This window comes from Pseudomonas sp. LAIL14HWK12:I7 (assembly GCF_000483465.1).
Classification (GTDB): Bacteria; Pseudomonadota; Gammaproteobacteria; order Pseudomonadales; family Pseudomonadaceae; genus Aquipseudomonas; species Aquipseudomonas kermanshahensis.
In genome coordinates, this window is record NZ_AXYZ01000008.1 from 150,870 (window position 1) to 175,049 (window position 24,180).

The window sequence follows — 24,180 nt, forward strand, 5'->3', positions numbered from 1 at the left end:
GCTGCTCCTACACGAGAGCGCGTCAACTCTGGGACGACGAACGCTCAGCCACTCACCCCGCCAGAATGAAGTCTGCCGCCGTCACCGTCGTGGCGTCGGCCACCCCCACCAGGCGGATCGAGTCGGCAGCGCCGATGCTGACCAGCGTATCAGCGCCGACATCGGCGATGGTGACGCTGGCAGCGAAGGTGGCAGCCGTGATATTGAGCGCGGTGATGTCCAGCCGGTCCTGGCCGCCCGACGCGATGGCATCGAAGTTGATGATCAGGTCGTTGCCAAAGCCTGCAGCGAACTGGAAGACATCATTGCCGTCAGTGGCAATCATCGTGTCGTTGCCCGCCCCACCTGTGACCGTATCGTTGCCAGCGGCACCGTTGATGAAGTCGTTGCCGGCACCGCCCAGCAAGGTGTCGTTGCCGACGTCACCAAACAGCGTGTCGTTGCCATCGCCACCCTGCAGCAAATCGACGCCGACGCCACCGTCCAGGGTGTCGTTGCCCAGGCCGCCCAGCAGCGTATCGTTGCCAGCGCCCCCCAGCAGTGAGTCATTGCCATCACCGCCATCGAGGCTGTCATCGCCCCCCCCGCCGTTCAAGGTATCGATGCCCAGCCCACCAAACAGCTGGTCGTTGCCGGCGTCACCGTTGAGCGTGTCGTTGCCCGCGTTGCCATTGAGGATGTCGTTGCCGCCGTCACCATTGAGCGTGTCATTACCTGCCCCGCCGTTGATGAGGTTGGCCAGCCCATTGCCCGTGGCAGTGAAGTTGCCCACCCCGGTAAAGGTCAGGTTCTCGACGTTGCCGGCCAGGGTGTAGGTACCCAGCGAGGTCTGCACGGTGTCGGTACCGGCACCCGACGCTTCGACCACCACATCGTTGGCATTGTCGACCACGTAGGTGTCATTGCCGACGCCACCCACAAGGCGGTCAGCCCCCGCACCGCCATTGAGCACATCATTGGCGGCCCCCCCAGTGAGGGTGTTGGCCAAAGCGTTGCCGGTGCCGGTGAAGCTGCTGCTGCCGGTGTAGGTCAGGTTCTCGACATTCGCCGTCAGCGTGTAGCTTGCCAGGCTGGTCTGCACCAGGTCGGTCCCGCCGTTCAGCGCCTCGGTCACCGTGTCACCGGCGTTGTCGACCACGAACGTGTCGTTGCCGGCACCACCGTTCATGGCGTCCGCGCCAAGCCCGCCGTTGAGGGTGTCGTTGCCATCGTCGCCGTTGAGGATGTCGGGGTCGTCACCGCCGTTGAGCACGTCGTTACCCAGGCCGCCGAACAGCTGGTCCGCGCCGCCCAATCCGTTGAGGGTATCGTTACCGCCCAGGCCCGAGATCACGTCGTTACCCGCCGAACCGGTCAGGGTGTTGGCCGCGTTGGTACCGACCAGGGTCACACCGGGCGGCACCACCACGGGCGCGGTTGCTGCCGACGTCAGCGTCTCCAGCGTGCCGAAGCCGTCGGTGTAGCGCACGATCACCCGCAGTTGCTGGTTACCCTGGGCAAAGCCCGGGGTGAAGGTGGCCGCCGTTGCGCCGACGATGTTGCTGAAACTGCTGCCGCTGCCTTGCTGCCACTGGAAGCTGAACGCACCCAGCCCGTCGAGGTCGGCAATGCCAGCGGTAAGCGCGGTCAGCACCTGGCCGCGGTCGGGTGTGGTGTCGCTGATCAGCACCGCGCCTGTCGGTGCATCGTTGACGTTGGCCACCGGGTCGAGGATGTCGGAGGCAACACTTTCGTGCACGCCAAAGTCATCCACGTAGCTGACCACCACCCGCATGTTCTGCCCCACCTGCGCCTGGGTCAGGACGAAGGTGCTGTTGATGGCACCGGCAATGTTGACCCAGCCAACGCCCCGGTTCGACTGCCACTGGAAGGTGAACTGCGGGTTGCTCAGGCCGTCGGCATCGACAATGGTGGCCGGGTTGGCGGTCAGCGTCTGGTTCTGTATCAGCAAGCCGGTCACGGCCGGCCCGGCGCTCGGCGCGCTGTTGGGCGCCGAGTCGACGATTTCCAGGGTGCCCTTGGCATCCTGATACACCGCCCGCACCCGAATGCTCAGCCCCGCCACATCGTCGGTCACCCGGTAGGTGCTGCCGATGGCCCGCGACACTTCGCCGGCCGCGACGAAGGTGATGTCCTCATACACCCCCGAACCCGGCAATTGCTCGACCTGCCAGTAGTAAGCCACTGGGCCGTTGACCGCGCCGGTCGGGTTGCTTGCACTGGCGTTGTCCGCATCATGCACGGCCAGGTCAGTGACCCGCAGCAGCTGGCCAGCCACCGGTGTGTCATCGCGTACGCCGGTGGCATCGTCGAGGATCACCAGGTGGCCCGACGGGCCTGCGTTGGCGGCCGTGCCGACACCGGAGGCGATGGCCCGGTCGGAGAACTGCAGCCGCTCGATGCCGGTCAGCCGATCGACCCCGTCACGCCCCGCTACCAGGTCGGTGACAATCACGGTATTGCCATCGACCACGACGTTGTAGTCCGTCGCCACGCCTGAGAACAGCGCAGTGTCGAAGTTGTCAGTGCCTTTCAGGATCTCCCGCACGATCACCAGTTGCCCGGGGTTGTAGGTGCCGTTGAGCATGAACGGCACCATCGGCTCCATGCTGTCGAACGAGGCGATTTCCGGGCCGGTGCCATCGCTGTTGGCGCGTACGCTGATGCGCACGTTGAGCCACTTGTCACCGTCGAGGATATCGTCACCGCCGCGGCCTTCGATCAGGTCGCTGCCGCTGCCGCCGAGGATGATGTTGCCGCCGTCGTAGAACGTCGCGCCAGCCGCCAGCAGATCGGCCAGGCCGTTGATCAGGTTGATGTTGGTCAGCACGCTGCCATTGGCACCGGCGGTGGGCAGCGAGGCGGCATCTTCGTTGTCGCCGCGCAGGAAGTCACCGTGCGCCGAGCCTGACAGGCCCTCCATGATGTCGAAACGCACCAGCGCCGACGCCCCCGAACCCGGTACCGGCGGCACATCGAAGAAGCGGTCGCTGTAGTCGATGGTTACGCCTTGGGCCAGCCCTTTGAAGGTCGCCCAGTCGTAGCCCGAGCCACCGATATAGCGGTCACCGAAGCCGAGGCTGCCGACCATGATGTCGTCGCCCCCTTCGCCGTTGAACTTGTCGTTCTCGTTACCACCGATAAACACATCGTTGCCGATGATCGGGTCGTTGCCGAGCGGGTCGAAGTTGTCGCCAGGGGCACCGTCCGAGGTGCCCTTCTCGATCCAGTCGTCCCCTTCGTTGCCCATGTCCTGTTCGTTGGCCTTGCTGCCCAGGATAAAGTCATTGCCTTGGCCACCGATGGCCTCGGAGGCGTCTTCACCGGTGACGATGAAGTCGTTGCCGAAACCGCCAATGATCAGGTTGATGCCATTACCGCCGTGCAGCACGTCGTTGCCGTCGCCGCCCTGGATATTATCGTCACCGCCCATGTCGCTGATGATGTCGTCGCCGGCACCGCCGCGCAGTTGGTCGTTGCCGTTGCCGCCTTCGATGCGGTCATTGCCGGCATCGCCCCAGACCGTGTCGTCCCCCCCGCCGGAGACGAGCACATCGGCGCCGTTGGTGCCACCCAGCACAATGTGCTCGTCACCGGCATAGCGGATGTAGTTGCTGTCCGGCCCTGCGGTCAGCGGGCTGTCGCGGAACACCACCTGCTGGCCGTTCTCGCCCAGCGGGTCGGCATTGCCCAGGCCATCGTTGTACTGCTTGCTGCGGTCCACTTCGAGGTAGAACGCCGGGTCCGAGAACACCAGGCCTGGCAAGTGGGTGGCCGAGGTGTTGGCCATGATCAGCTTGGCGAACGAGTTGCTTTCCAGCTCCGCGTTCATCGACAGGCCAGCGGTACGTTCCAGGTAATAGAAGCGATCGCCGTCCTGGAGTTTTTCCAGCTGGTTCTCGAACACGAAGTTGAACGTTGAACCAAGCATGCCGCCGAACGGGGTTTTCGCTTCGGCCAGGCCGCCGATCCACAGGTCGATGGCATCGACACCGGTCACCGTGACGCCCTTCAGGTCATCGGCCGTGCCCAGCACGCCGTCCTTGCCGGGCCGTGTCACGTTGGCCCAAGCCCCGGTGCCGTTGAGGAAGTCGAGCCGGTCAAGCGGCGAACCGTCGCCACCGAAGACCAGCGCCATCGCCGCCGCACGCTTGTCCACCAGGGTGGTTGCCCCGGTGATGGTGCTGTGCGTGCCATAGGCGGCGATGAAGTTGATCAACGACTCCGGATGCTTGAGGTGTTGCACCAGGTCGACCCAACTGGTGTACGGCTTGAGTTGGGTATCGCCGGTTTGCCCATAGATGTCGCGGCGTACGGCGTTGAGCGAAGGGATACCGACATCGCGGCCACGGGCGATGTTGATCGCCGGCAGGTCGAGCGGCAGCCCGAGCAGGTTGTTGCGCAGCGCCTCGGTGACGAACTCGTCAATTTCGTTGCCGGCCTGGCGGGTCACCCCGCGCACGATGGCACTGGTCGCATCCTCGGGGGTGACGCCACTGGCGGCGTACGCCAGCGGGTTGAGGAACGCGGCGATCAGGCCCAACTGCTGGTCGGGGTCGGCGCTGGAGGGGTCTTTGACCACGTTGAAGTCGATGTCGAAACGGTCGACGGTCTCGGTCAGCATCGAGTGGCCGAAGCGGTACACGGTGTGCGCGAACTCGGCGACGATCGAGGCGTCGAGGTCGACGTCGTACACCTGGGTCGGGGCGAAGAACAGGTCGACACGCGGTTGGATGGTGCGGGCGAACTCCTCGAACACCAAGTGCTGGTACTGCATCTCGGTACCGAACTTGGCTGCCTGGAACAACCGCTCGCCATTCCACACCAGTGCATCGATCTCGGCCTGGCTGGCCGGCAGTGCGTTGACCGGGTTGAGCAGCCACTCGTTGAGGAAGGCCACGTCGCCCGAGTCGAGCACGGTGTCCTTGGTCTGCGCCACCAGCCGGTTGTGCTCGGCGTGGAAGATCGCGTGCACGGCGGTCAGGCCGATGTTTTCGTTAACCCGGCCGTCGCCCGCGATGTAGTGCGCATCCAGCAACTCGTTGTCGTAGGCCAGGTTGGCGCCGGTCTGCGGGTTGACCGGGACGGCGTTGCCGACCTGGGTACCGGCATCGGGTGCCAACACACCACCGTTGAACACTGGCACGGCATTGTGGGCGATGTCGGCGAGGAACTCGTGCCCTGTGCGCACGGCGTTGGTCAGGTCGATCGGCGCCAACGGGTTGCCTTCGACCAGCACGTCATCCGCCGTGCCGCCCAGGCCATCGGCGCCCTTCATGACCACCATCGGGTAACCATTGGGCCCTTTGATGAAGTTGCCATAGGCATCGGTCGCCAGCAGCGGAACGTTGTTGACGTCGGCATCGGTGAGGTGAATGCCGAGCAGGTCATTGGCCTGCGCCTTGACCACTTTCCAGGTCGCCATGCCACCGATTTCGCTGTCGTCGGCACTGCCGAACTTGCCATCGGCGCCCAGGTCGCGGTTGGTGATCAACCGGCCCGTGGCGACGGGGCCATGGTCCGTCATCTGATAGCCGCGCAGGAACACCTGGTGCGACGGGTGCGAGCTGTAGGTCTGGTTCTGGTCCACGAATGGCGTGGTGGTGTTGCTGTGCTCATGGATATCGTCGGCGTTGCCGAGAATGCCATCCGGCCCTGGCTGGTTGGTGGCCCGGGTCAGCACCATGAAGTTGGTGTTGCCACCCGGCACATACAGCGGGTCATCCGGTTGCAGCGGAATGTACACGGTACCCGAACCGCCCTTGGTGACCAGGTCCAGGCCATGGTCGAAGAACTGGCCAAAGAAGGTCATCCAGGCGTTGAACGGCGCAGACAGCCCGGCATCCGCCGTGGTGTTTTCAAACAGGTACACGTCGTGGTCGTCATTGGTGCCGAACTGCCCGTCCAGGCCGGGGCTGGCGACGACCCGCACGCCATCCTTGAGCACATCGTCGTTACCCGGTGTGCCGAAGTTGAGCACGCCGTCGGCGCCAGGGTCATAGGCTGTGGCGTAGGCGGCCGGGTTGTTCGAGGTCTGGTCGACGATCAGGTTGCTGATGGTGCGCGGCTGCGAATCGAATACTGCGCCGCTGGTTTGCTGGTAGGACGACCCTGGAATGGCCGGCGAGCCTGGGCCGAAGAAGCCGGCAGGCGCGCCTTCAGCGGGGTTGAACACCGGGTCGGTGAGGCGTGGGAAGACATTATCGGCCGCCCCGAACTGGGTGTTGTTGATGCCGTTGAGGTTCATCAGGTTGTTGTTCGAACCGTCGACTGCTCGCAGCCCCAGGGGTGCACGGATGTTCGGTATCAGCGAGAGGATGTCCTGCCCGGCGGCATCAGCCTCGGCGATCTTGATTTGCGCGAGGATGAAGTTGAGGTCGGAACGGACCATGTGCAGGCCCGCGCCACCTTCGCTGGCGTCAACCACCGGCGTCGGCGCGGTCGGGACCACGGGGGCGCCCGCCTCGACCACGGCCGTGGGTTGCGAGAACAGCACTTCAGTGGTGCCGTGCGCATCCTGGTAGATCGCCTTCACCCGCAGTGACAGCCCGGCAAGGTCTGGCGAGACCTTGAACGCCGTGCCATCGGCGCTCTGGAACGCCAGGTCGCCGGCCGGCAGCAGGATGATGTCCTCGAACACACCGCTGCCCGGGTCCGCCTCGAACTGCCAGTAGTACGACACCGAGGTGTTGTTGAGCACGCCTTGCGGATTGGTCAGCGACACATTGTCGCCATCGCGCACCCCGGCCATGCTCACGGTCAGCATGTCGCCCACGGTGATCGCGCCAGCGTTGTTGTCGGTGACAGTCGGGCTGCCGGTTGGCTGCGCATTCACGCCGGTCACCAGTACGCGCTGGCCATCGGCAAATTGCAGGCGCTCGATATGCAGCAGGGTGTCGACGCCGTCACGGCCGGCAACGGTGTCGGTCACCGTCCATACATCGTCCGACACATCGGCCGTGCCACGGTTGTTCTGGGTAACCACATAGTCGGCCTGAACACCGGAGAATACAGCGGTATCGAACGCCGCGCCGCCCGTCGAAGTGCCCGGCAGGATTTCCCGCACGGCCTTGAGCTGGCCTGGGTTATAGGTGCGGTCGAGCATGAACGGGATCATGTCGACCATGCTGTCGAAGCTGGCGATTTCCGGCCCGGTATGGTTGACGTCGCCGGCGGCATACACCGCGATGCGCACGTTGATCCACTTGTCGCCGTCGATCAGGTCATCGCCGCCTCGGCCCTCGATCAGGTCGCTGCCATTGCCACCGAGGATGATGTTGCCGGTGGCAAAGCCGGTGGTGGGCAAACCCGCGTCAGCCAGGAACTGCTGCAGCCCGTGGATCAGCGCCACGTTGGTCAGCGCACTGCCAGTGGCACCGCCGTGGTTGAGGATGGTGACTGCATCGACGTCGTCACCCTTGAGCACATCGCCAAACTTGGAACCAGACAACCCTTCGACTTCGGCAAAGCGGTCGAGGATCGAGGCCGGCGAGGCGCCGACCGGGTTGAACACGCCGGCGTTCTGGTTAGGCGCGTTGCCATGGGGCTGCGCCAGCGCGGCCAGGCTCAGGTCGACAGTGACGCCGACCTGGTCATTCTTGTAGGTGACCCAGTCGAAACCGGACATGCCGTCCATCTTGTCCTGGGCATCGCTGCCGACAAAGATGTCATCGCCACCTTCGCCGATCATCTCGTCGAAGCCACCACCGCCGACGAAGATGTCGTTGCCGATCACTTCGTCACCCAGCAGCGGCGCGAAGTTGTCGCCGGGCGCACCGTCCTGGGTGCCCTTCTCGATCCAGTCATCGCCCTCGTTGCCGGTGGGCGGCAGGTTGGTCTTGGCGCCGAGGATGAAGTCGTCGCCCTGGCCGCCGAACGTGGTGCTGATGTCTTCGGTGGTGATGATGAAGTCTTGGCCATCACCGCCCAGGATCAGGTTGCCGGCAACGCCCATGCTGCCGGCGACGATGACATCGTTGCCGGCGTTGCCTTCCAGGCGGTTGTCGCCGAACGAATCGGTGATGATGTCATCGCCCGCGCCACCCAGCACCGCATCATTGCCGGCGCCCCCTTCGAGGCGGTCATCGCCGCCGTCGCCGTAGAGCGTGTCGTCACCCTCGCTGGAGATGATGATGTCATTGCCCGCAGTGCCCCCCAGAACCACATGGTCCAGGCCGGTGTAATGCAGGTAGTTGCTGTCGGGGCCCACGGTATCCGGGTTGTCGCGGATCACCAGCGGGACGATTTCCTGGCCGTAGATCATGATGCCGCCGGTAGGGTCGGCCTTGCCGTCGGCACCCAGCCCGGTGAACTGGTTGGCCTGGTTCACTTCGAGGGTGAACGTCGGCGTCAGGAACACCGTGTTGGACAGGTGGGTGACGTCGGAGTTGAGCATGATCAGCTTGGCGAAGGAGTTGTTTTCAAGCTCCGTGCCGAAGTTCAGGCCCGCTGTACGCGACAAGTAGTAGAAGCGGTCGCCGTTCTGCAGCGCCTCCAGCTGGGTTTCGAAGACGAAGTTGAAGCTCGAACCCAGCATGCCGCCGAACGGCATCTTCTGCTCGGCCAGGCCACCGACCCAGAAGTCGATGGTGTCGACGCCGGTGATGGTCACCCCGCTCACGTCGTCCGCAGTGCCCAGCACGCCGTCTTTGCCGGCCCGGGTCACGTTGGCCCAGGCGCCGGTGCCGTTGAGGAAGTCCAGGCGGTCGAGCGGCGCGCCATCGCCCCCGAACACCAAGGCCATGGCAGCGGCACGTTTGTCGGCCAGCGTGGTCGCCCCGGTGATCGTCGCATGGGTGCCGTAGGCGGCGATGAAGTTGACCAGCGATGCCGGGTGCTTGAGGTGGTCGGCAAAGTCGACCCAACTGATGTAGGCCTTGAGCTGGCTGTCGCCGGTCGCGGCATAGAACTCACGGCGCGCCTCGTTCAGCGAAGGGATACCGGTGTCGCGCCCACGGGCAAGGTTCAGCGCCGGCAGGTCGAGCGGCAGGCCCAGCAGGTTGTTGCGCAGGGCTTCGGTAACGAACTCATCGATCTCGTTGCCGACCTGGCGCGTCACGCCGCGAATGATTGCCCCTGCCGCTTCATCGGCCGTCGCCCCGCTGCCAGCGAATGCCAGCGGGTTGAGGAAAGCAGCGATCAGGCCAAGCTGCTGGTCGGGGTTGTTGGGGTCGGTAAGAACGGGGTTGAACTCGGGGTCGAAGCGATCGACGGTCTCGGTCAGCATCGAGTGGCCGAAGCGGTACACCACGTGGGCGAACTCGGCGAGGATGGCCGGGTTGATCGAGGTGTCATAACCGTTAGGCGCCAGAAACTCGTCGATCTGCGGCTGGATGGTGCGGGCGAACTCCTCGAACACCAGGTGCTGGTACTGCATCTCGGTGCCGAACTTGGCGGCCTGGAACAGGCGTTCGCCATCCCACACCAGCGCGGCGATGGCGGCAGGTGTGGTCGGCAGCACGGCAACGTCATCCACCAGCCATTCGTTGAGGAAGGCCAGGTCGCCTGCGGCGAGGATGGTGTCCTTGGATTGCTGGACCAAGCGGTTGTGCTCGGAGTGGAACACGTGGTGCACGGCGGTCAGGCCGATGTTCTCGTTCACCCGGCCGTCGCCGGCGATGTAGTGGGCGTCGAGCAGTTCGTTGTCGTAGGTCAGGTTGTTGCCACCTGGGCCCACCAGCTGCGCGTTGCCCACCGCGGTGTCGCCGTCGGCCTGCAGCACGCCGCCGACCACCACGGGCGCGGCGTTGTGGGCGATATCGTCGAGGAAGCCGTGCCCGGTGCTGACGGCATTGGCCAGGCTGATAGGCGCGGCGCGATTGCCCTCGACCAGTTGGGTTACGTCATCGGCCGTGCCGGCAACCCCATCAGCGCCATTGCTGACGCGCATCACCACCTGCGGCATGCCATTGGGCCCGCGCAGGAAGTTGCCATAGGCATCGGTCGCCAGCAGCGGCACGCTGTGTACGTCGGCATCGGTCAGGTTGATACCGAGCAGGTCGCGGGCCTGGGCCTTGACCACGGCCCAGGTGGCCATGCCGCCATTTTCGCCATTGCCATCGTCGGCCGTGCCGAACTTGCCGTCGGCGCCGAGATCGCGGTTGGTGATCAGCCGCCCGGTGGCGATCGGGTCGCCCGCGGCGTTGAGCATGTATTCGCGCAGGAACACCTGGTGCGAGGGGTGCGAGCTGTAGGTCTGGCTCTGGTCCACGAACGGCGAGGTGGTGTTGGGCTGGCCATCGTCGGCCGTGCCCAGCACACCGTCCGCGCCGGCCGTGCGCACGGCACGTGGCAGCACCATGAAGTTGGTCGGGCTGTTGGGCACGTACAACGGGTCGTCCGGCTGCAACGGGATGAACACGATGTCGGTGGTGCTCTTGGTCACCAGGTCCAGGCCGTGATCGAAGAACTGGCCGAAGAAAGTCATCCAGGCGTTGAAACCGGCAGTCAGGCCCGCGTCTGCAGACTGGTTGGGGATGAAGAACACGGGCTTGTCGTCAGCCGTGCCGAACACCCCATCGAGGCCAGGGCTCATCACCGGCGCCGCGCCGCCATTGGCTTCTACGGCGGCGGGGTTGTTCGGCGTCTGGTCGACGATCAGGTTGCTGATGGTACGCGGCTGCCCGTCGACCACCGTGCCGGTGCCGGCATAGGCCGCGCGGTACGACGCATCAAGCAAACGCAGGAAGGAATTGTCGGCGGCACCGAACTCACTTTGCCCGGCCACCAGGTTGTTGTAGCTGCCGTCCACGGTGCGCAAGCCAAACGGCACCTGGCTGTTGGGCAGCAGATCGATGAGATTGGCGCCCTTGGCGTGGGCTTCGGCGATGAAGATCTGCTTGAGGATGAACTCCAGGTCCGACTTGCTGAAATTGGCCATTTAGATTGCCCTCGATCTATCGGGAGAAAGACACAGGGCAACAGGGTCCATCCCGCGCCCAGTCAGTGCTGACGTGCGCAGTTCGTGGTTCGGTTTTCCGGGATCGGTGGTGCGATGACTTCTGGTCAAGCGCGGCCCGTTGGAGCGGCCCGAATAATCAAGACTAAAGTCGTAGGTTCAAACCTTGTCAATAAGCCGTCGAAAAAATGACTCTCGATGATAATGCGTTGCAACTCGCTGTTTTTACGTGACTTATAAAAAGTTCAAAGAATTTATAGAGCGAAATGATATTACAAGATATTTCGTTGCAACCTACGCTCGTGCTTGTGGGGCACCGCAGCGTTTTCGGATGATTCGCCTACAGAGCGACCCGCCTGCGTGCCGTCCAGAAGCCACATCTAGAGCAGTCCAGAGCGCCGCAACGGCCTCCGGTTTGGTACAGAGGGAGGCCCCAGATGCACAAGCAGCCGCGCACCCGTTCCGAGCTGGCAGAGGCGCTCTTTCGCCTGCGCCGCAGCTTCTACTCACTGGCAGGCTTCAGCGGCGTGATAAACGTCATGATGTTGACGCCAGCTGTCTACATGCTCCAGGTCTACGACCGCGCCCTGGTCAGCCGTAACGTCACCACATTGACGATGCTCACCGTGCTGGTGGTCGGGCTGTTTCTGCTGATGTCCGCCTTGGAAATGATCCGCACCCGCGTGTTAATCCGGGTCGGCAACTGCCTGGACATGGACCTCAACCGGCGCATCTTCAGCGCCGCCTTCGAGCGCAACCTGAACCGCGCCGGTGGCAACCCGGCCCAGGCCCTGCAAGACCTGGCACAGGTCCGCCAGTTCTTGACCGGTAATGGCTTGTTCGCCTTCTTCGATGCACCGTGGACGCCCATCTACCTGCTGGTGTGCTACCTGATCCACCCGCTGCTGGGGCTGGTCACGATGATCGGCTCGATGATCCTCGCCGGCCTGGCGTACCTCACCGAAAAGGCCACCCACAAGCCGTTGGCCGAGGCCAACCACGCGGCGCTGTCGTCTGCCAACTACGCCAACAACAACCTGCGCAATGCCGAAGTCATCGAGGCCATGGGCATGCTGCCGTCGATCAGCAAGCGTTGGTACCAGAGCCATCTGCGCATCCTGCAGATGCAGACGCTGGCGTCCGACCGTGCGGCCTTGATCAGCAGCGCCGGGCGCTTCGTGCGTATCACCCTGCAATCGCTGATCCTCGGCACCGGTGCGCTGCTGGCGATCGAAGGCAAGATCACCCCGGGCATGATGATCGCCTGCTCGATCCTCACCGGTCGCGCACTGGGGCCGGTGGAACAGGTCATCGCCTCGTGGAAGCAACTGCTTGGCTGCCGCTCAGCCTGGGGGCGGCTGACCGAGCTGCTGCAGGACTATCCGCGCCGCCCACCGAGCATGTCGCTGCAACGGCCCCTGGGCATGCTCGCCGTGGAGAATGTGTTTGCTGGCGCCCCCGGCACCAACACCACCATTCTGCGCGGGGTGAGCTTCAGCCTGGCGCCGGGCGAAAGCCTCGGCATCATCGGCCCCTCCGCCTCGGGCAAGTCCACCCTCGCCCGCCTGCTGGTTGGCGTCTGGCCGACCCAGGCCGGCAAGGTGCGCCTGGACGGCGCCGACATCTTCACCTGGAACAAAGGCGAACTGGGCCCGTGGCTCGGCTACCTGCCGCAGGACGTCGAACTGTTCGAAGGGACCATCGCCGACAACATCGCGCGGTTTGCCGAGGTGGACAGCGATGCGGTCATCCGCGCAGCCAAGAGCACCGGCGTGCACGAGATGATCCTGCGCTTCCCGCAGGGCTACGACACCCGCCTGGGCACCGATGGCAGCCCGCTTTCCGGTGGCCAGAAACAGCGCATTGCCCTGGCCCGTGCGCTGTATGGCGAACCTAACCTGGTGGTGCTGGATGAGCCCAACGCCAACCTCGACGATGTCGGGGAAAAGGCCCTGGTCGATGCCCTGGGCGAACTCAAAGGCCGTGGCGCCACGGTGGTGCTGGTTTCTCACCGGCCCAACGTGCTGTGCGCCGTCGACAAGGTGCTGATGTTGCGTGACGGCGGTGTGCAGATGCTGGGCACGCGCGACGAAGTCTTTGCCGCCCTGCGCAAGGCAAGCGTGATACCGGCGGCCGCAGCAGCGCCGCTGGCTTCGGTAAAAGTACGGGAGTAACCGATCATGCACATGAGCCAACCGACCGAGTTGATCCCTGCCGAGACCAAGAGCCTGATCGACCTGGATGCCAGCAAGCCGGTGCGCTGGGGCCTGTGGCTGGTGCTGGCCGGCTTCGGCGGCTTTTTGCTGTGGGCCTGGCTGGCGCCGCTGGATGCCGGCGTGGTCGCCACCGGCACGGTCAAGGTCACCAGCAATCGCAAGGCCGTGCAGCACTTGAGCGGCGGCACCGTGGAGGCGATCCTGGTGCGCGAAGGCGACGTGGTGAAGAAGGACCAGGAACTGGTTCGCCTCGATGCCCTGCGGGCCGTGGCCGAACAGGGCGCAGTCAGCGCCCAGTACATTGTCAGCAAGACCGTGGAAAACCGCCTCGAAGCCGAGCGCGACAACCGCGACACGGTAACCTTCGACCCCGCGCTGCTCAAGCGCTTCGGCGCAGACCCACGCCTGCTGGCCGCCATGGACTTGCAGCAGCGCTTGCTGGACACCCGCCGCGCCGGCCTGGCGGGCGAACTCAGCATCCTCGAAGAGAACTTGGCGGCATCGGCCGTGCAGCTCAAAGGCCTGCAGCAGGTGTACGGTGCCCGCGCCTCGCAGATCAACTTCCTCGGCCAGGAGCTGCAAGGGACCCGCGTGCTGGCCGCCGAAGGTTATGTGCCGCGCAACCGCCTGCTGGAACTGGAGCGCAGCAACGCCGACCTCTCCGCCGGCCAGGCCGAAAACCTCAACAACATCGCCCGGGTGCGCAGCCAGGCCACGGAGATCAAGCTGCGCATGCTTCAGCGCCAGCACGATTACTTGAAAGAGGTCGAGTCGCAACTGACCGACACCGCCAAGGAAAACACCACCCTCGCCGACCGCTTGCGTGCATTGGACTACGAAGTGACCCACACGGTGATCCGCTCACCCATCGATGGCATGGTCCAGGCGCTGGGCATCGCCACGGTCGGCGGGGTTATCCAGCCTGGCGCCAAGCTGATGGAAATCGTCCCGCTCGACGAGCCGTTGCAGGTCGACGCAATGATCCCGGTACAGGCCATCGACAAAATGGTCCCAGGGCTTGCCGTGGACATCGCCTTCCCGGCCTTCAACCACGCTCAGACCCCAAACATCCCCGGCCGTGTGAAAACCATCTCTGCCGACCGCCTGCTCGATGAAGAGAGCAAGCAGCCGTTCTACCTGGCGCAGGTGGACGTTTCACCCGCCGGCATGAGCTTGCTGGGCAGCAACCACATACGCCCCGGCATGCCGGCCACCGTCACTATCAAGACCGGCGAGCGCAACCTGCTCAGCTACCTGCTCAAACCCATGCTCGAACGCGTCGACAGCGCGTTCAAGGAGCAATGAGATGAACCGCCACTGCCTGATGTTGTGCCTGTTGGGGTTGTCCTTGCCAGCCAGTGCCATGGACCTGAAGCAAGCCTGGGACCTGCTGCAGTACCAAGGGCCCATCTACCATGCCGCCGAGCATGAGAAACAAGCCGGCCTGGAAAACCGGGCCATCGGCCAAGCCGGCCTGCTACCGCAGATCAATGCCACGGCTTATTACAACAAGGTCAATGGCTCGCAGCGCCAGAGCGGCCAGGACAACGACCTGGATTACGACTCCAAAGGCGCCAGCGTGCGCCTGCGCCAACCGCTGTTCAACAAGCAGAAGATGGCCGAATACCGCCAGGGCCAACAGCGTGCCGACTACAGCGTCGCGGTGTTCGATGCCAAGAGCCAGGATGCCGCCGTGCGCCTGGCAGACAGTTATTTCGATGTGCTGTTGGCCAGCGAAACCATCACCCTGGCCAGGGCCAAGCTGAACGCTTTCGAGGAGCAGCTTGCGTCAGCGAAACGGCGCATGGAGCTGGGCGCCGGCACGGTGACCGACATCGACGAATCGGTCGCTCGCCGCGACCTGGCAGAAGCCGACCTGATCGAGGCGCAGGACAACCTGGTCAACGCCCGTCGCAAGCTCGAGGAGTACATCGGTGAAACCCCTGCATCGCTGACCACCTTGCAGCCAGGCTTCACCACCCCGCCGCTGCTACCGGGCAACCTGCAGGACTGGCTGGTCAAAGCACAAACCGACAGCCCGCTGATTCACGCCCGCCGGCACAGCTACGAACTGGCAGAAGAAGAGGTGAACCGGGCCAAGGCCGGGCACTGGCCGACCCTGGACTTCGTTGCCGGTTACACCGCGGGCAGCAGCCAATCGATTTCAGAGCTGAACCAGCGCAACCAGTACAGCTCGATCGGCTTGGAACTGAACATCCCGTTGTACAGCGGCGGCAGCACCAGCGCGCTGACCCGCCAGGCCAGCGCCAACAGTTCGAAAGCGCTGGACGAGCTCGACGCCACCCGCCAGGAAGTCATATCCGGCACCACCCGTGAGTACCGAGGTGTGCAGAGTGGCGCCATGCGTATCCATGCGCTGGAAAAGGCCGTCGCGTCCAACGAACGCTCGCTGACCTCGACACGCAAGGGCTTCAAGGAGGGCGGTACCAGTACCAACTCGGATGTGCTTAATGCCGAGGAATTGCTGTTCGACGCACGGCATGACCTGTTCGAGGCCAAGTTGAACTACCTGATGTCGCGCCTGCGCCTGGCGTCATCGGTGGGCAGCCTGGGGGATGACGATATCGAGCTGGTCAATAATTACCTTGGGCCGGAGTTGATGGTGAGTAACTGACCTGCTCTGGCTTTGTTTAAGCTTGAGATTGTTGGGGGCGCTTAAGGCCTGGTAACGCAGGCGGTAATAGCCTTGGTAGCAAGAAATCGCCAGCATCTTCAGGAACAGCGCGACCACACAGACCGCATAGACAGACAGGGCACCGTGCATCACGCCCCCTCCTGAGCAGGATGTGCCGAGCGCCTGCCAAAGCCTTCAAACACGATGTACAGAAGCGGCCCCGCCGACACAAACACAGCCGTGAGCATCAAAAAAGGGGCAACCCGTAACCACGATCGCCCTTTCGAACGGGCATCCGTGATCATCCAGGCGCACGCAAGCCCAGCCATCACGTACAAGTCGATGACAACCTGCGCAGTGTCAGGCCGGGCCATCAGTTCAAGGCCAAATGCGAGCAATGATTGCTCTGCAATGAGCATCGTCCAGCCGGTGTATAGCGAAAATGACATCAGGGTAGCCAGCGCGATCCACGTGCTTTTCATCTGCAACGCTCCTTAACCAATACCGCGCCAAGGTAGTGCTATGGTTGCAGCCTGCTCAATGACCTCACAGGTCATCGACGCCCCCGCTCACGCCCCGTCAGAGTTGCCCCATGAGTAACCACCCTTTCCACCCGACCGCCTCAGCCGGTAACCCGGCAGGCAACCACTTGCGCCGGCACCGTCAACAGGCAGGTTTGAGTCAGCTTGAGCTGGCGCTACGCGCCAACGTATCCCAGCGTCACCTGAGCTGCGTGGAGACCGGTCGCGCCAAACCAAGCCCAGGCACGTTGCATGCCCTGCTTTCTGCGTTGGACGTACCGTTGGAGGAGTGCAACGAGGTTTTCCTCGCGGCAGGTTATGCGCCCCGCTACACCGCGTCGCCGCTGAATGCGCCCGCCATGGCAATGGTGCACGAGGCGATTGCGCATATTTTGCAGGCCAACAACCCCGCTCCAGCGATCGTCCTGGATAGCAGGTGGTACATCACCGCCGCCAACACCAGCGCCGGGCTGCTGTTGCAGATGGCGGGGGTACAGCCCCGTGATGATGCGCCGCTCAACCTGCTGGAAACGCTGCTGCGCCCCGAGGGCCTGGGCGACCAGTTGATCAATGCCGATGAAATCCGCGCCACCGCGTGGCACAGGGCCTCGCGGGAAGCGGCGGGCAACCCTGAGTTGGCGCAGCTACTGCAAGACCTGCCCTGCCCCGCCGCGCTGGCGATTGCCCCATCGCCTTCGCCGGTCGTGTTGACGCGCCTGCGCTCGGCCCACGGTGAGCTGAAGTTCCTGTCCACCTTCACCACCTTTGGCATGCCGCTGGACGTGACCGTGGCCTCGCTGCGCATAGAACACCTGATACCTGCAGACACGCATACCTGGCACACCATGACCCTGGCGTATGAACAAGTGACCGCAAAACCCTGAACGCGCCCAGGCCGAACCGGCCTCAGAAATCGACCGTGGCCGACAGCTGCAGGGCGCGTGGGTAGCCAGGCGATATCGCGCCATACGAAGCGACCCCCGACCAGTACTCACGGTCGAAGACGTTCTGCACCGTGGCCCGGAAGGTGGTAGGACGGCCTTCGATGTGGGTGGTGTAGCGCGCACCCACATCGAAACGTGTCCAGGCATCGAGCTCCTGGGTGTTGGCCTGGTTGATGTACTGGCTGCCGGTGTAGATCGCGCCACCGGTCAAGGTGACACCTTCGAGCCAAGGCGTGTCCCACTCGGCCCAGAGGTTGGCCTGCACATCGGGCACGCCCACAGGCTCATTGCCCTTGTTGGCCGCCGTGGCCGAATCGGTCAGTTCGCCGTCCAGCAGGGTCACGCCGCCCAGCAATCGGGTACCGGGCGCGACTTCACCGAACATGCTCAACTCGATGCCACGGTTGCGCTGCTGCGCCTGCACCGAAAACAGGTTGCCAGCGCCCAGTTCGCCACTGGGTTTTTCGATCTGGAACAGCGCCAAGGTGGTCATGAAGGTGTCCCGTTCAAACTTCACCCCGAGTTCGTGCTGCTTGGTTTCATAGGGGGCAAAGGCTTCACCGGCATTGTCCGCCGTGGCCGGTGCCACATCGCCTTTGCTCAAGCCTTCGACGTAGTTGTAGTACAGCGAGACATTCTCCCAGGGTTTCACCACCACCCCGACAACGGGCGTCGTCGCACTGTCTTTGTAGCGGGTAGTCATAGCGCCTGCGGTGCTGTAGTTACGCGACTCGATCGCTTGCCTGCGCACGCCCAGGGTCAGTTGCACGCGGTCATCGAGCACCGCCAAGGTGTCGGTCATGGCTACGCCGGACAACTCGGCTTCAGACACCCGATTCACGTTTGGCGCACTGATGTACTGCTTGGGCACCGCTACGGGGTGATAGATGTTCGAGATTATTTCCGTGCCATTGTTGATGCCCTGCGACAGCTCATCCTGGTAACGGGTCGCCATGAGCGTGACGGTATGGTTGATCGGCCCGGTTTCGAACAGCCCGCGTACGCCCACGTCGGCGGTGGAGCGGTCGACATTGAACTTGTAGTAGCCCGGAGTATTGCTGGTGTCGCCCGCGTCATTGAGAATTTTCGGCACCTGGTCGGACATCCGCGCGACATCCGCCCTGCCGCCACCCGCATGGGCAAACACAGTCAACGAATCGCTCAAGTCGTATTCCCCACCCAGCAGCGCGGATTGCTCGCGGGTGTCCGACCAGCCCCAGTCCTGTGGCAGGTTGGTGCGGCCATTGGCGGCCGAAGGCACGTCGACACCCGGCGCCACGGTGAAGGGCCGAGACGCGGCATCCCAGCGCTCCCGCTGGCTGATGAAGTCCAGGTTCAGGCGCAGGCGCTCACCTTGGTAATCCAGGGCGATGGCACCGATATCCAACGCCCGTTGCTGGTCATCGATGGCCGTGTCGCCCTGGGCGAGGCTGCCGTTGAAACGCACGCCCCATTGCCGCTGATCACCAAAGCGGCGGCTGATGTCGAGGTGGCCACCGGTCTGTGTGTCAGAGCTGTAGCTGGCGGTGAAACGGCTCAGGTCCTCGGCCAGGGCGCGCTTGGGGACGATGTTGATCACGCCGCCGACCCCGCTGTTAGGCGAAATCCCATACATCAGCGCGCCTGGCCCTTTGAGCACCTCGACGCGCTCGGCATATTCGGTAAACACGCGGTAGTTGGGCGCCACGCCATACACGCCGTCGAAAGCAAGCTCCCCTAGGTTGCCCTCACCGACAGGGAAGCCACGAATGAAAAACGAATCGACGATGCCACCGGTCTGCCCCGTGGAGCGCACCGAAGGGTCACGCTCCAGGGCATCGGCGACGGTGACCGTCTGCAAATCCGACAGGGTTTTGGCGGTATAGCTGGTGACGTTGAAGGGCGTGTCCATCACGTCCTTGTTGCCCAGCATGCCCAGCCGCCCGCCACGGGCAACTTGCCCGCCGGCATAAGCCTCTGGCAGGGTTTCGTGGCGCATGCTGTTGGCGTCGATGGTGGTCGCGGCCAGGGTTAGGCCGTCGCCACTGGCCACTTGCCTGATCAGTTTGAAGCTGCCGTCGCCCAGCTCGACCAGTTCGAGCCCACTGCCGGCGAGCAGTTGCGCCATGCCGTCACGCGGGGAATAGCGACCGTTGAGGCCTGGGCTGTACAGGCCTTCCGTCAATGCAGGCTCGAACGACAGGGCCACACCGGAGGCCAGCGCGAAGCTGGCCATGACCCGGCCGAGCGGCCCTGGGGCGATCTCGTACGGCCTGGTAGCCGTCGCCTCCAGTGGTTGTGCGAGCGCCGCCCATGAATGGCTGGCACCTGCCACCAGCACACAGCTGAACAGGGCGCGACGGATTGCAATGGCGAGCTGGGGACGACTTGCAACAGGCATGACAGGAGGGTCCTTCTGACCAGGAATGGAGGTGTTCACTCCTACTGCCAGCCGAGGCGGAAAAAAGTATCACCTGGGGCACGACTTTTTTTGCAGTGCGGTCAGCGCGGCGCAAGCATCGTCCAGTAGCCCCCCATGTGCGCCTCCACCCGCAGGGCATAAGTCGACTCCAGCATGCTCAACGTTCGACGCGGGTCGCTGATGGGAAATGCCCCCGATACGCGAAGGTCGGCAATGCCTTGGTCACAACGAATGAACCCCCGTTGGTAACGTGCGAGCTCGGCAACGAAAGCGTCCAGCCTCATCTTGTCCGCCAGCAGCATGCCCTGGGTCCAGGCCGTGACAGCCTCGTCTACCGGCCTTGGTGCAGCGATCGTTCGGGCGTCGAAGTCAGCGCGTTGGCCGGCTTGCACGACGCGGCGGGCAAGGTGATCGGCATTGCCAGGTTCGATGCGAATTGCACCTTCGATGACCGCCAGGTAGGTGCGCCCGCCGACCTCCCGCACGGTGAACCGGGTGCCCAAGGCTTGCATGCGCCCCTCCCGCGTCCCTACCCACAGGGGGCGAGCAGGGACCACGATGTCGGGGGCCGTCTGCACCAGGATTTCACCACGGAGCAAACGGATGAACCGCTCGCCGGCATTGAAACGCACATCGATGGCGGAGTCGGTATTGAGCACAACCTGCGTGCCATCGGCCAGGGTAAGGTCACGGCGTTCGCCAATGCCGGAGCGGTAGTCGGCTGCCCAGCCTTGTTGCTCGGTCAGCCGCCAGCCTGCCCAGCTGGCCGGGGCCAGGGCCAGCAGCAGCGCCAGCCGGCTGACCAGTGCACGACGGCCAGGGTCGGCCGGGCGGTCCAGTGCAGGCATCGACAGTGCCGGTGGCAGGCTACCCAACTTGCCCATCAACCGCTCCGCGCGCTGCCAAGCGCTTGCTCGGGCCCGGCTGCTGTTGCGCCAGGCCAGCCAGTCGGCCTGCTGCGCATCGGTCACGTCGCCTGCGCTCATGCACATCAACCACTCGGCGGCTTCTTCGAGCGCTTCGGCGTCTACCGGCTCGGCGCGCTGTGCATCGGCCATCTAGTCGAGCAGCCTCAAGCACTGAACGAATGCCTGCTTCATGTAGCGTTTGACGGTAATCAGCGATACACCGAGCTGCTCGGCAATCGCCTCGTACTTCATGCCAGCCAACTGCGACAGCAGAAACGCGCGCCGGACCAATGGCGGCAAGGTATCGAGCATGGCATCGATCTCGTGCAGGGTTTCCAGTATCAGCAAGCGCGTCTCTGGCGAAGGCACTTCAGGGGCAGGCAGGTGCTCAAGCGCCGCCAAGTACGCACGCTCCAGCGATTTACGTTTGCACCAGTTGGCGAGAATGCCGCCGGCGACGCAACTCAGATAAGCGCGGGGTTCATCGAATACGACGGCTTTGGAGGCGAGGATACGGGTGAAGGTGTCCTGAACCAGGTCGGCCGCATCCACCGCGTTGCCCAGGCGCCTGCGCAATTTCGCGTGTAACCAGCCCTGGTGGCCGGTGTAAAGCGCTTCGACATTGCGTATGTGATTGTCAGGGCTGGGCAGCACGTCGCTCATGGGCGGTCTTGTCTACGCAAGTGAGAACTATTTTCAATGGTAATTTAGCGCTGGCGCGCAAAGCAAGTTCAATATGGGCCAGCATTCAGCCGCAAAGGCACGCGCTCGCGGCCTATGCTTCAACTCACCCAAGGCGGCGGAAACCCTCATGCACAACCCCGAAGACAACCTGCTGCACAGCTGGCAGCACAACGCCCAGGCCTGGATCGACGCGGTGCGCAGTGGCGCCATCGAAAGCCGTCGGCAGGTGACAGACCAGGCTATCCTGCTGGCCGTTCTCAGCCGGCAACCCGAGCGCGTGCTCGACCTTGGGTGTGGTGAAGGCTGGTTGCTGCGGGCGCTGGCTGATCGCGGCATTGAGGCGGTCGGCGTGGATGGCGACCACACCCTGGTGGAGGCGGCCCGTGCGGCAGGCTCCGCCGAGGTGCACCTTGCCAGTTACGCACAGCTGGCCGAGGGCGACGTCAGCGTTGGCCGTGGCTACGATTTGGTTTGTGCCAATTTTGCGTTGTTGCAGCAGGACGTCATCCCCTTGCTGGCGGCGATGAATGGGCTGCTGGCTCCGGGTGGTGCAGTGGTGATCCAGACGTTGCACCCCTGGAGTGTGGCTGCGGGCGATTATCAGGATGGCTGGCGGGAAGAGTCGTTCGCAGGGTTTGCCGGGGACTGGCGGCCGATGCCTTGGTACTTCCGCACTTTGGCCAGTTGGCTGAATGCTTTGGACATGGCCGGGCTGCGCCTGGTCAGCCTGCAGGAGCCGCAGCATCCGCAAAGTGCGGTGCCGCAGGCGTTGTTGATGGTGGCCGAAGGGCGGTGAACCCTGTGGGAACGGGTTCACCCGCGAAGCAGGCGACGCGGTGTATGGCACCGGCTTCGCCGGTGTTCGCGGGTAAACCCGCTCCCACAGGGGCCCTGTGGAAGCAAAAAGGATCAGTTTGATCCAACAGGGTAGCGGCGCTTACAGCACCGGCTTGCGCGCTGCCCCGCTGCGGGCCTTGGCCATGGCTGCCAGGCGCACGGCGACGTTCGCTGCGCCATACCCGGCATAGCCGCCCTTGCGCTGGATGATCTCGAAGAAGAAGCGCTCCTCGAACGGCTCGGTGTACACGTGGAACAGTTCGCCGCCTTGGGCATCGCGGTCATACAGCACGTTGTAATACGCCAGTTCACTGAGGAATTCGTCGTCGAAGTCGAAGCGCGCCGCCAGGTCGTCGTAATAGTTGAGCGGGATTTCCAGCAGCGGCACGCCAGCCAACTTGGCACGCGCCACTTCACGGAAGATGTCATCACAATCGAAGGCGATGTGATGCACACCCGAGCCGCGGTAACTGGACAATGCGTGGGCAATGGCGGTGTTGCGGTTCTCGGAAATGTTCAACGGCAGGCGCAAGGTGCCGCACTGGCTGCGCAGCGCACGGCTCTTGACCAGGCCGTACGGGTCGGGCAGCACCACTTCGTCGTCGGCGGCGAAGTCGAACAGGCTCTTGTAGAACAGTACCCAGCTGTCCAGCGACTCGGCCGGCAGCGCCAGGGCCATGTGGTCGATACGGCGCAGGCCACCGCTGGCAGTGGCGGTTTTGTCCAGGCTGAAGTCGGTGTCGTACAGGGTCTGGCCAGCAGTGCCCTGTTCTACCAGGTACAACAGGCTGCCATCGGGCGCGCGCACGGCGGGTACTTCGCACTCGTTGGGGCCGACCAGGCCACGGAACGGCTGGCCACGGAAAGCCGTGGCGCGCTTCAAGGCAGCTTGTTGGTCCTTGACGCGCAACGCCGTGGCGCACAACGACGGGCCATGCGCCTCGAAGAAGTTGTGGCCAAACGAATAGGGTTCGGCATTGAGGACAATGTTGATGTCGCCCTGACGCAACAGTTGCACGTCCTTGCTGCGGTGCTTGCCGGCGTCGGCGAAGCCCAGGCGTTTCAGCCAGTTGCTCAAGCGCGCACCCACCGCCTCGTCGACGGCGAATTCGAGGAACTCCACGCCATCATAGGCACTCGCCGCCGGCGGGTTGAACAGCACGCCCGGCTCCACCGCCACGGCCTCTTGCTCCAGGCGCAGGCGGGTCTGCTCTTCGAGGTACAGCAGCGAGCGCAAGCCGTCGGCAGCATTCTGCCGAGGTGGCGCGGCGCGGAAGCCGTCGTTGAAGATTTCCAGGGACAGCGGGCCGCGGTAGCCGGTGGCGAGGATCGGCGCGAGGAAGCCGGCCAGGTCCATTTCGCCCTGCCCCGGGAAGCAGCGGAAATGGCGGCTCCACTCCAGCACGTCCATGGCCAGGATCGGTGCGTCGGCCATCTGCACGAAGAAAATCTTGTCGCCCGGGATGTCACGGATCGCGCTCGGGTCGCCCTTGAGCGACAAGGTATGGAAACTGTCGAGGATCACCCCAAGCGACGGATGGTCGGCCTGGCGCACCAGGTTCCAGACCTGCTGGTAGGTATTGACGTGTCGGCCCCAGGCCAACGCTTCATAACCGATGCGCAGGCCACGCTTGCCGGCATGCTCGGCCAGCAGGCGCAGGTCGTCCACCAGCAGTTGCTCGTCGCCCAGGGCATCGGCCTGGACGTTGCTGCACACCAGCACCAGGTCAGTGCCCAGCTCTTGCATCAAGTCGAACTTGCGCTCGGCGCGGTCGACGTTGCGCTGCAGCCGGTCGCGGCGGCAGCCTTCAAAGTCGCGGAACGGCTGGAACAGGGTGATGGCGATACCCAGGTCCGCGCACATCTGGCGAACCTGACGCGGGCTGCCGGCATAATAGAGCAAGTCGTTTTCGAAAATCTCGACGCCGTCGAAACCGGCGGCGGCGATAGCTTCGAGCTTTTCCGGCAGAGTGCCGCTCAAGGACACGGTGGCAATCGAACGCTGCATGGCGGGAGTTCCTTGTTGTTAGGGGACGACGGCGCAGGAAAACCACGGTAACGGTGCCTGGCATGATGGATTATTCGCAGGTAAAGTCGCCTCATCAATCTCTTTGTACGGAATGGTTAGTTTTGTGTT

The 24,180-nt window shown here is 63.9% G+C and carries 11 protein-coding genes; 5 read left to right on the plus strand and 6 right to left on the minus strand.

The annotated features are described in order from the left end of the window. Window positions 1-52 precede the first annotated feature (52 nt). Window positions 53-10,879: a peroxidase family protein gene (locus D886_RS0109860; RefSeq protein WP_027593771.1), complete on the minus strand. Its 10,827-nt coding sequence runs from the start codon at window positions 10,877-10,879 to the stop codon at window positions 53-55. A 455-nt stretch (window positions 10,880-11,334) separates the two neighbouring features. Here D886_RS0109860 and D886_RS0109865 point away from each other — a divergent pair, with 455 nt between their 5' ends. Genes D886_RS0109865 through D886_RS0109875 form a run of 3 tightly spaced genes read left to right on the plus strand, consistent with a single transcriptional unit; the run spans window position 11,335 to window position 15,748 of the window. After that, window positions 11,335-13,071, plus strand: a complete 1,737-nt coding sequence (locus D886_RS0109865; RefSeq protein WP_027593772.1) for a type I secretion system permease/ATPase — start codon at window positions 11,335-11,337, stop codon at window positions 13,069-13,071. A 6-nt stretch (window positions 13,072-13,077) separates the two neighbouring features. Then, window positions 13,078-14,418 carry an HlyD family type I secretion periplasmic adaptor subunit gene (locus D886_RS0109870; protein ID WP_027593773.1) on the plus strand — a complete coding sequence of 447 codons (1,341 nt, stop codon included), beginning with the start codon at window positions 13,078-13,080 and terminating at the stop codon, window positions 14,416-14,418. 1 nt (window position 14,419) lies between these two features. After that, entirely contained in the window at window positions 14,420-15,748 is a 1,329-nt protein-coding gene (locus tag D886_RS0109875; RefSeq protein ID WP_027593774.1) for a TolC family outer membrane protein, read from the plus strand. Between the two features lie 149 nt (window positions 15,749-15,897). Here D886_RS0109875 and D886_RS0109880 read toward each other — a convergent pair whose 3' ends face one another. Further along, complete coding sequence (locus D886_RS0109880; protein ID WP_027593775.1) at window positions 15,898-16,230, minus strand: hypothetical protein; 333 nt, start codon at window positions 16,228-16,230, stop codon at window positions 15,898-15,900. Window positions 16,231-16,340: 110 nt separating this feature from the next. Here D886_RS0109880 and D886_RS0109885 point away from each other — a divergent pair, with 110 nt between their 5' ends. Continuing rightward, window positions 16,341-17,153 carry a helix-turn-helix domain-containing protein gene (locus tag D886_RS0109885; RefSeq protein ID WP_027593776.1) on the plus strand — a complete coding sequence of 271 codons (813 nt, stop codon included), beginning with the start codon at window positions 16,341-16,343 and terminating at the stop codon, window positions 17,151-17,153. 22 nt (window positions 17,154-17,175) lie between these two features. Here the strand turns inward: D886_RS0109885 and D886_RS0109890 are convergent, their stop codons facing one another. The 3 genes from D886_RS0109890 to D886_RS0109900 all read right to left on the minus strand — a co-directional run bounded on the left by D886_RS0109890 (window position 17,176) and on the right by D886_RS0109900 (window position 21,185). Next, window positions 17,176-19,593 (minus strand): TonB-dependent receptor, encoded by a 2,418-nt coding sequence (locus D886_RS0109890; RefSeq protein ID WP_027593777.1) that lies wholly within the window; start codon window positions 19,591-19,593, stop codon window positions 17,176-17,178. Window positions 19,594-19,694: 101 nt separating this feature from the next. Next, window positions 19,695-20,672 carry a FecR domain-containing protein gene (locus D886_RS0109895; RefSeq protein WP_027593778.1) on the minus strand — a complete coding sequence of 326 codons (978 nt, stop codon included), beginning with the start codon at window positions 20,670-20,672 and terminating at the stop codon, window positions 19,695-19,697. Next, window positions 20,673-21,185, minus strand: a complete 513-nt coding sequence (locus tag D886_RS0109900; RefSeq protein ID WP_027593779.1) for a sigma-70 family RNA polymerase sigma factor — start codon at window positions 21,183-21,185, stop codon at window positions 20,673-20,675. 148 nt (window positions 21,186-21,333) lie between these two features. On the opposite strand from D886_RS0109900, the gene D886_RS0109905 reads away from it, so the two are divergent. Next, a complete protein-coding gene (locus D886_RS0109905) occupies window positions 21,334-22,002 on the plus strand; it encodes a bifunctional 2-polyprenyl-6-hydroxyphenol methylase/3-demethylubiquinol 3-O-methyltransferase UbiG (RefSeq protein WP_027593780.1) in 669 nt (222 codons plus the stop codon). 141 nt (window positions 22,003-22,143) lie between these two features. Here the strand turns inward: D886_RS0109905 and quiC are convergent, their stop codons facing one another. Then, window positions 22,144-24,051, minus strand: a complete 1,908-nt coding sequence (gene quiC / locus D886_RS0109910; protein WP_027593781.1) for a 3-dehydroshikimate dehydratase QuiC — start codon at window positions 24,049-24,051, stop codon at window positions 22,144-22,146. Between the last annotated feature and the right edge of the window lie 129 nt (window positions 24,052-24,180).

What these genes read in the sequence shown, in the direction of transcription:
- D886_RS0109865 (WP_027593772.1), top strand. Translation starts at nt 11,335, where the DNA reads ATGCACAAGCAGCCGCGCACCCGTTCCGAGCTGGCAGAGGCGCTCTTT.
- D886_RS0109860 (WP_027593771.1), bottom strand. Translation starts at nt 10,879, where the DNA reads ATGGCCAATTTCAGCAAGTCGGACCTGGAGTTCATCCTCAAGCAGATC.
- D886_RS0109895 (WP_027593778.1), bottom strand. Translation starts at nt 20,672, where the DNA reads ATGGCCGATGCACAGCGCGCCGAGCCGGTAGACGCCGAAGCGCTCGAA.
- D886_RS0109885 (WP_027593776.1), top strand. Translation starts at nt 16,341, where the DNA reads ATGAGTAACCACCCTTTCCACCCGACCGCCTCAGCCGGTAACCCGGCA.
- D886_RS0109905 (WP_027593780.1), top strand. Translation starts at nt 21,334, where the DNA reads ATGCACAACCCCGAAGACAACCTGCTGCACAGCTGGCAGCACAACGCC.
- D886_RS0109870 (WP_027593773.1), top strand. Translation starts at nt 13,078, where the DNA reads ATGCACATGAGCCAACCGACCGAGTTGATCCCTGCCGAGACCAAGAGC.
- D886_RS0109880 (WP_027593775.1), bottom strand. Translation starts at nt 16,230, where the DNA reads ATGAAAAGCACGTGGATCGCGCTGGCTACCCTGATGTCATTTTCGCTA.
- D886_RS0109900 (WP_027593779.1), bottom strand. Translation starts at nt 21,185, where the DNA reads ATGAGCGACGTGCTGCCCAGCCCTGACAATCACATACGCAATGTCGAA.
- D886_RS0109890 (WP_027593777.1), bottom strand. Translation starts at nt 19,593, where the DNA reads ATGCCTGTTGCAAGTCGTCCCCAGCTCGCCATTGCAATCCGTCGCGCC.
- D886_RS0109875 (WP_027593774.1), top strand. Translation starts at nt 14,420, where the DNA reads ATGAACCGCCACTGCCTGATGTTGTGCCTGTTGGGGTTGTCCTTGCCA.
- quiC (WP_027593781.1), bottom strand. Translation starts at nt 24,051, where the DNA reads ATGCAGCGTTCGATTGCCACCGTGTCCTTGAGCGGCACTCTGCCGGAA.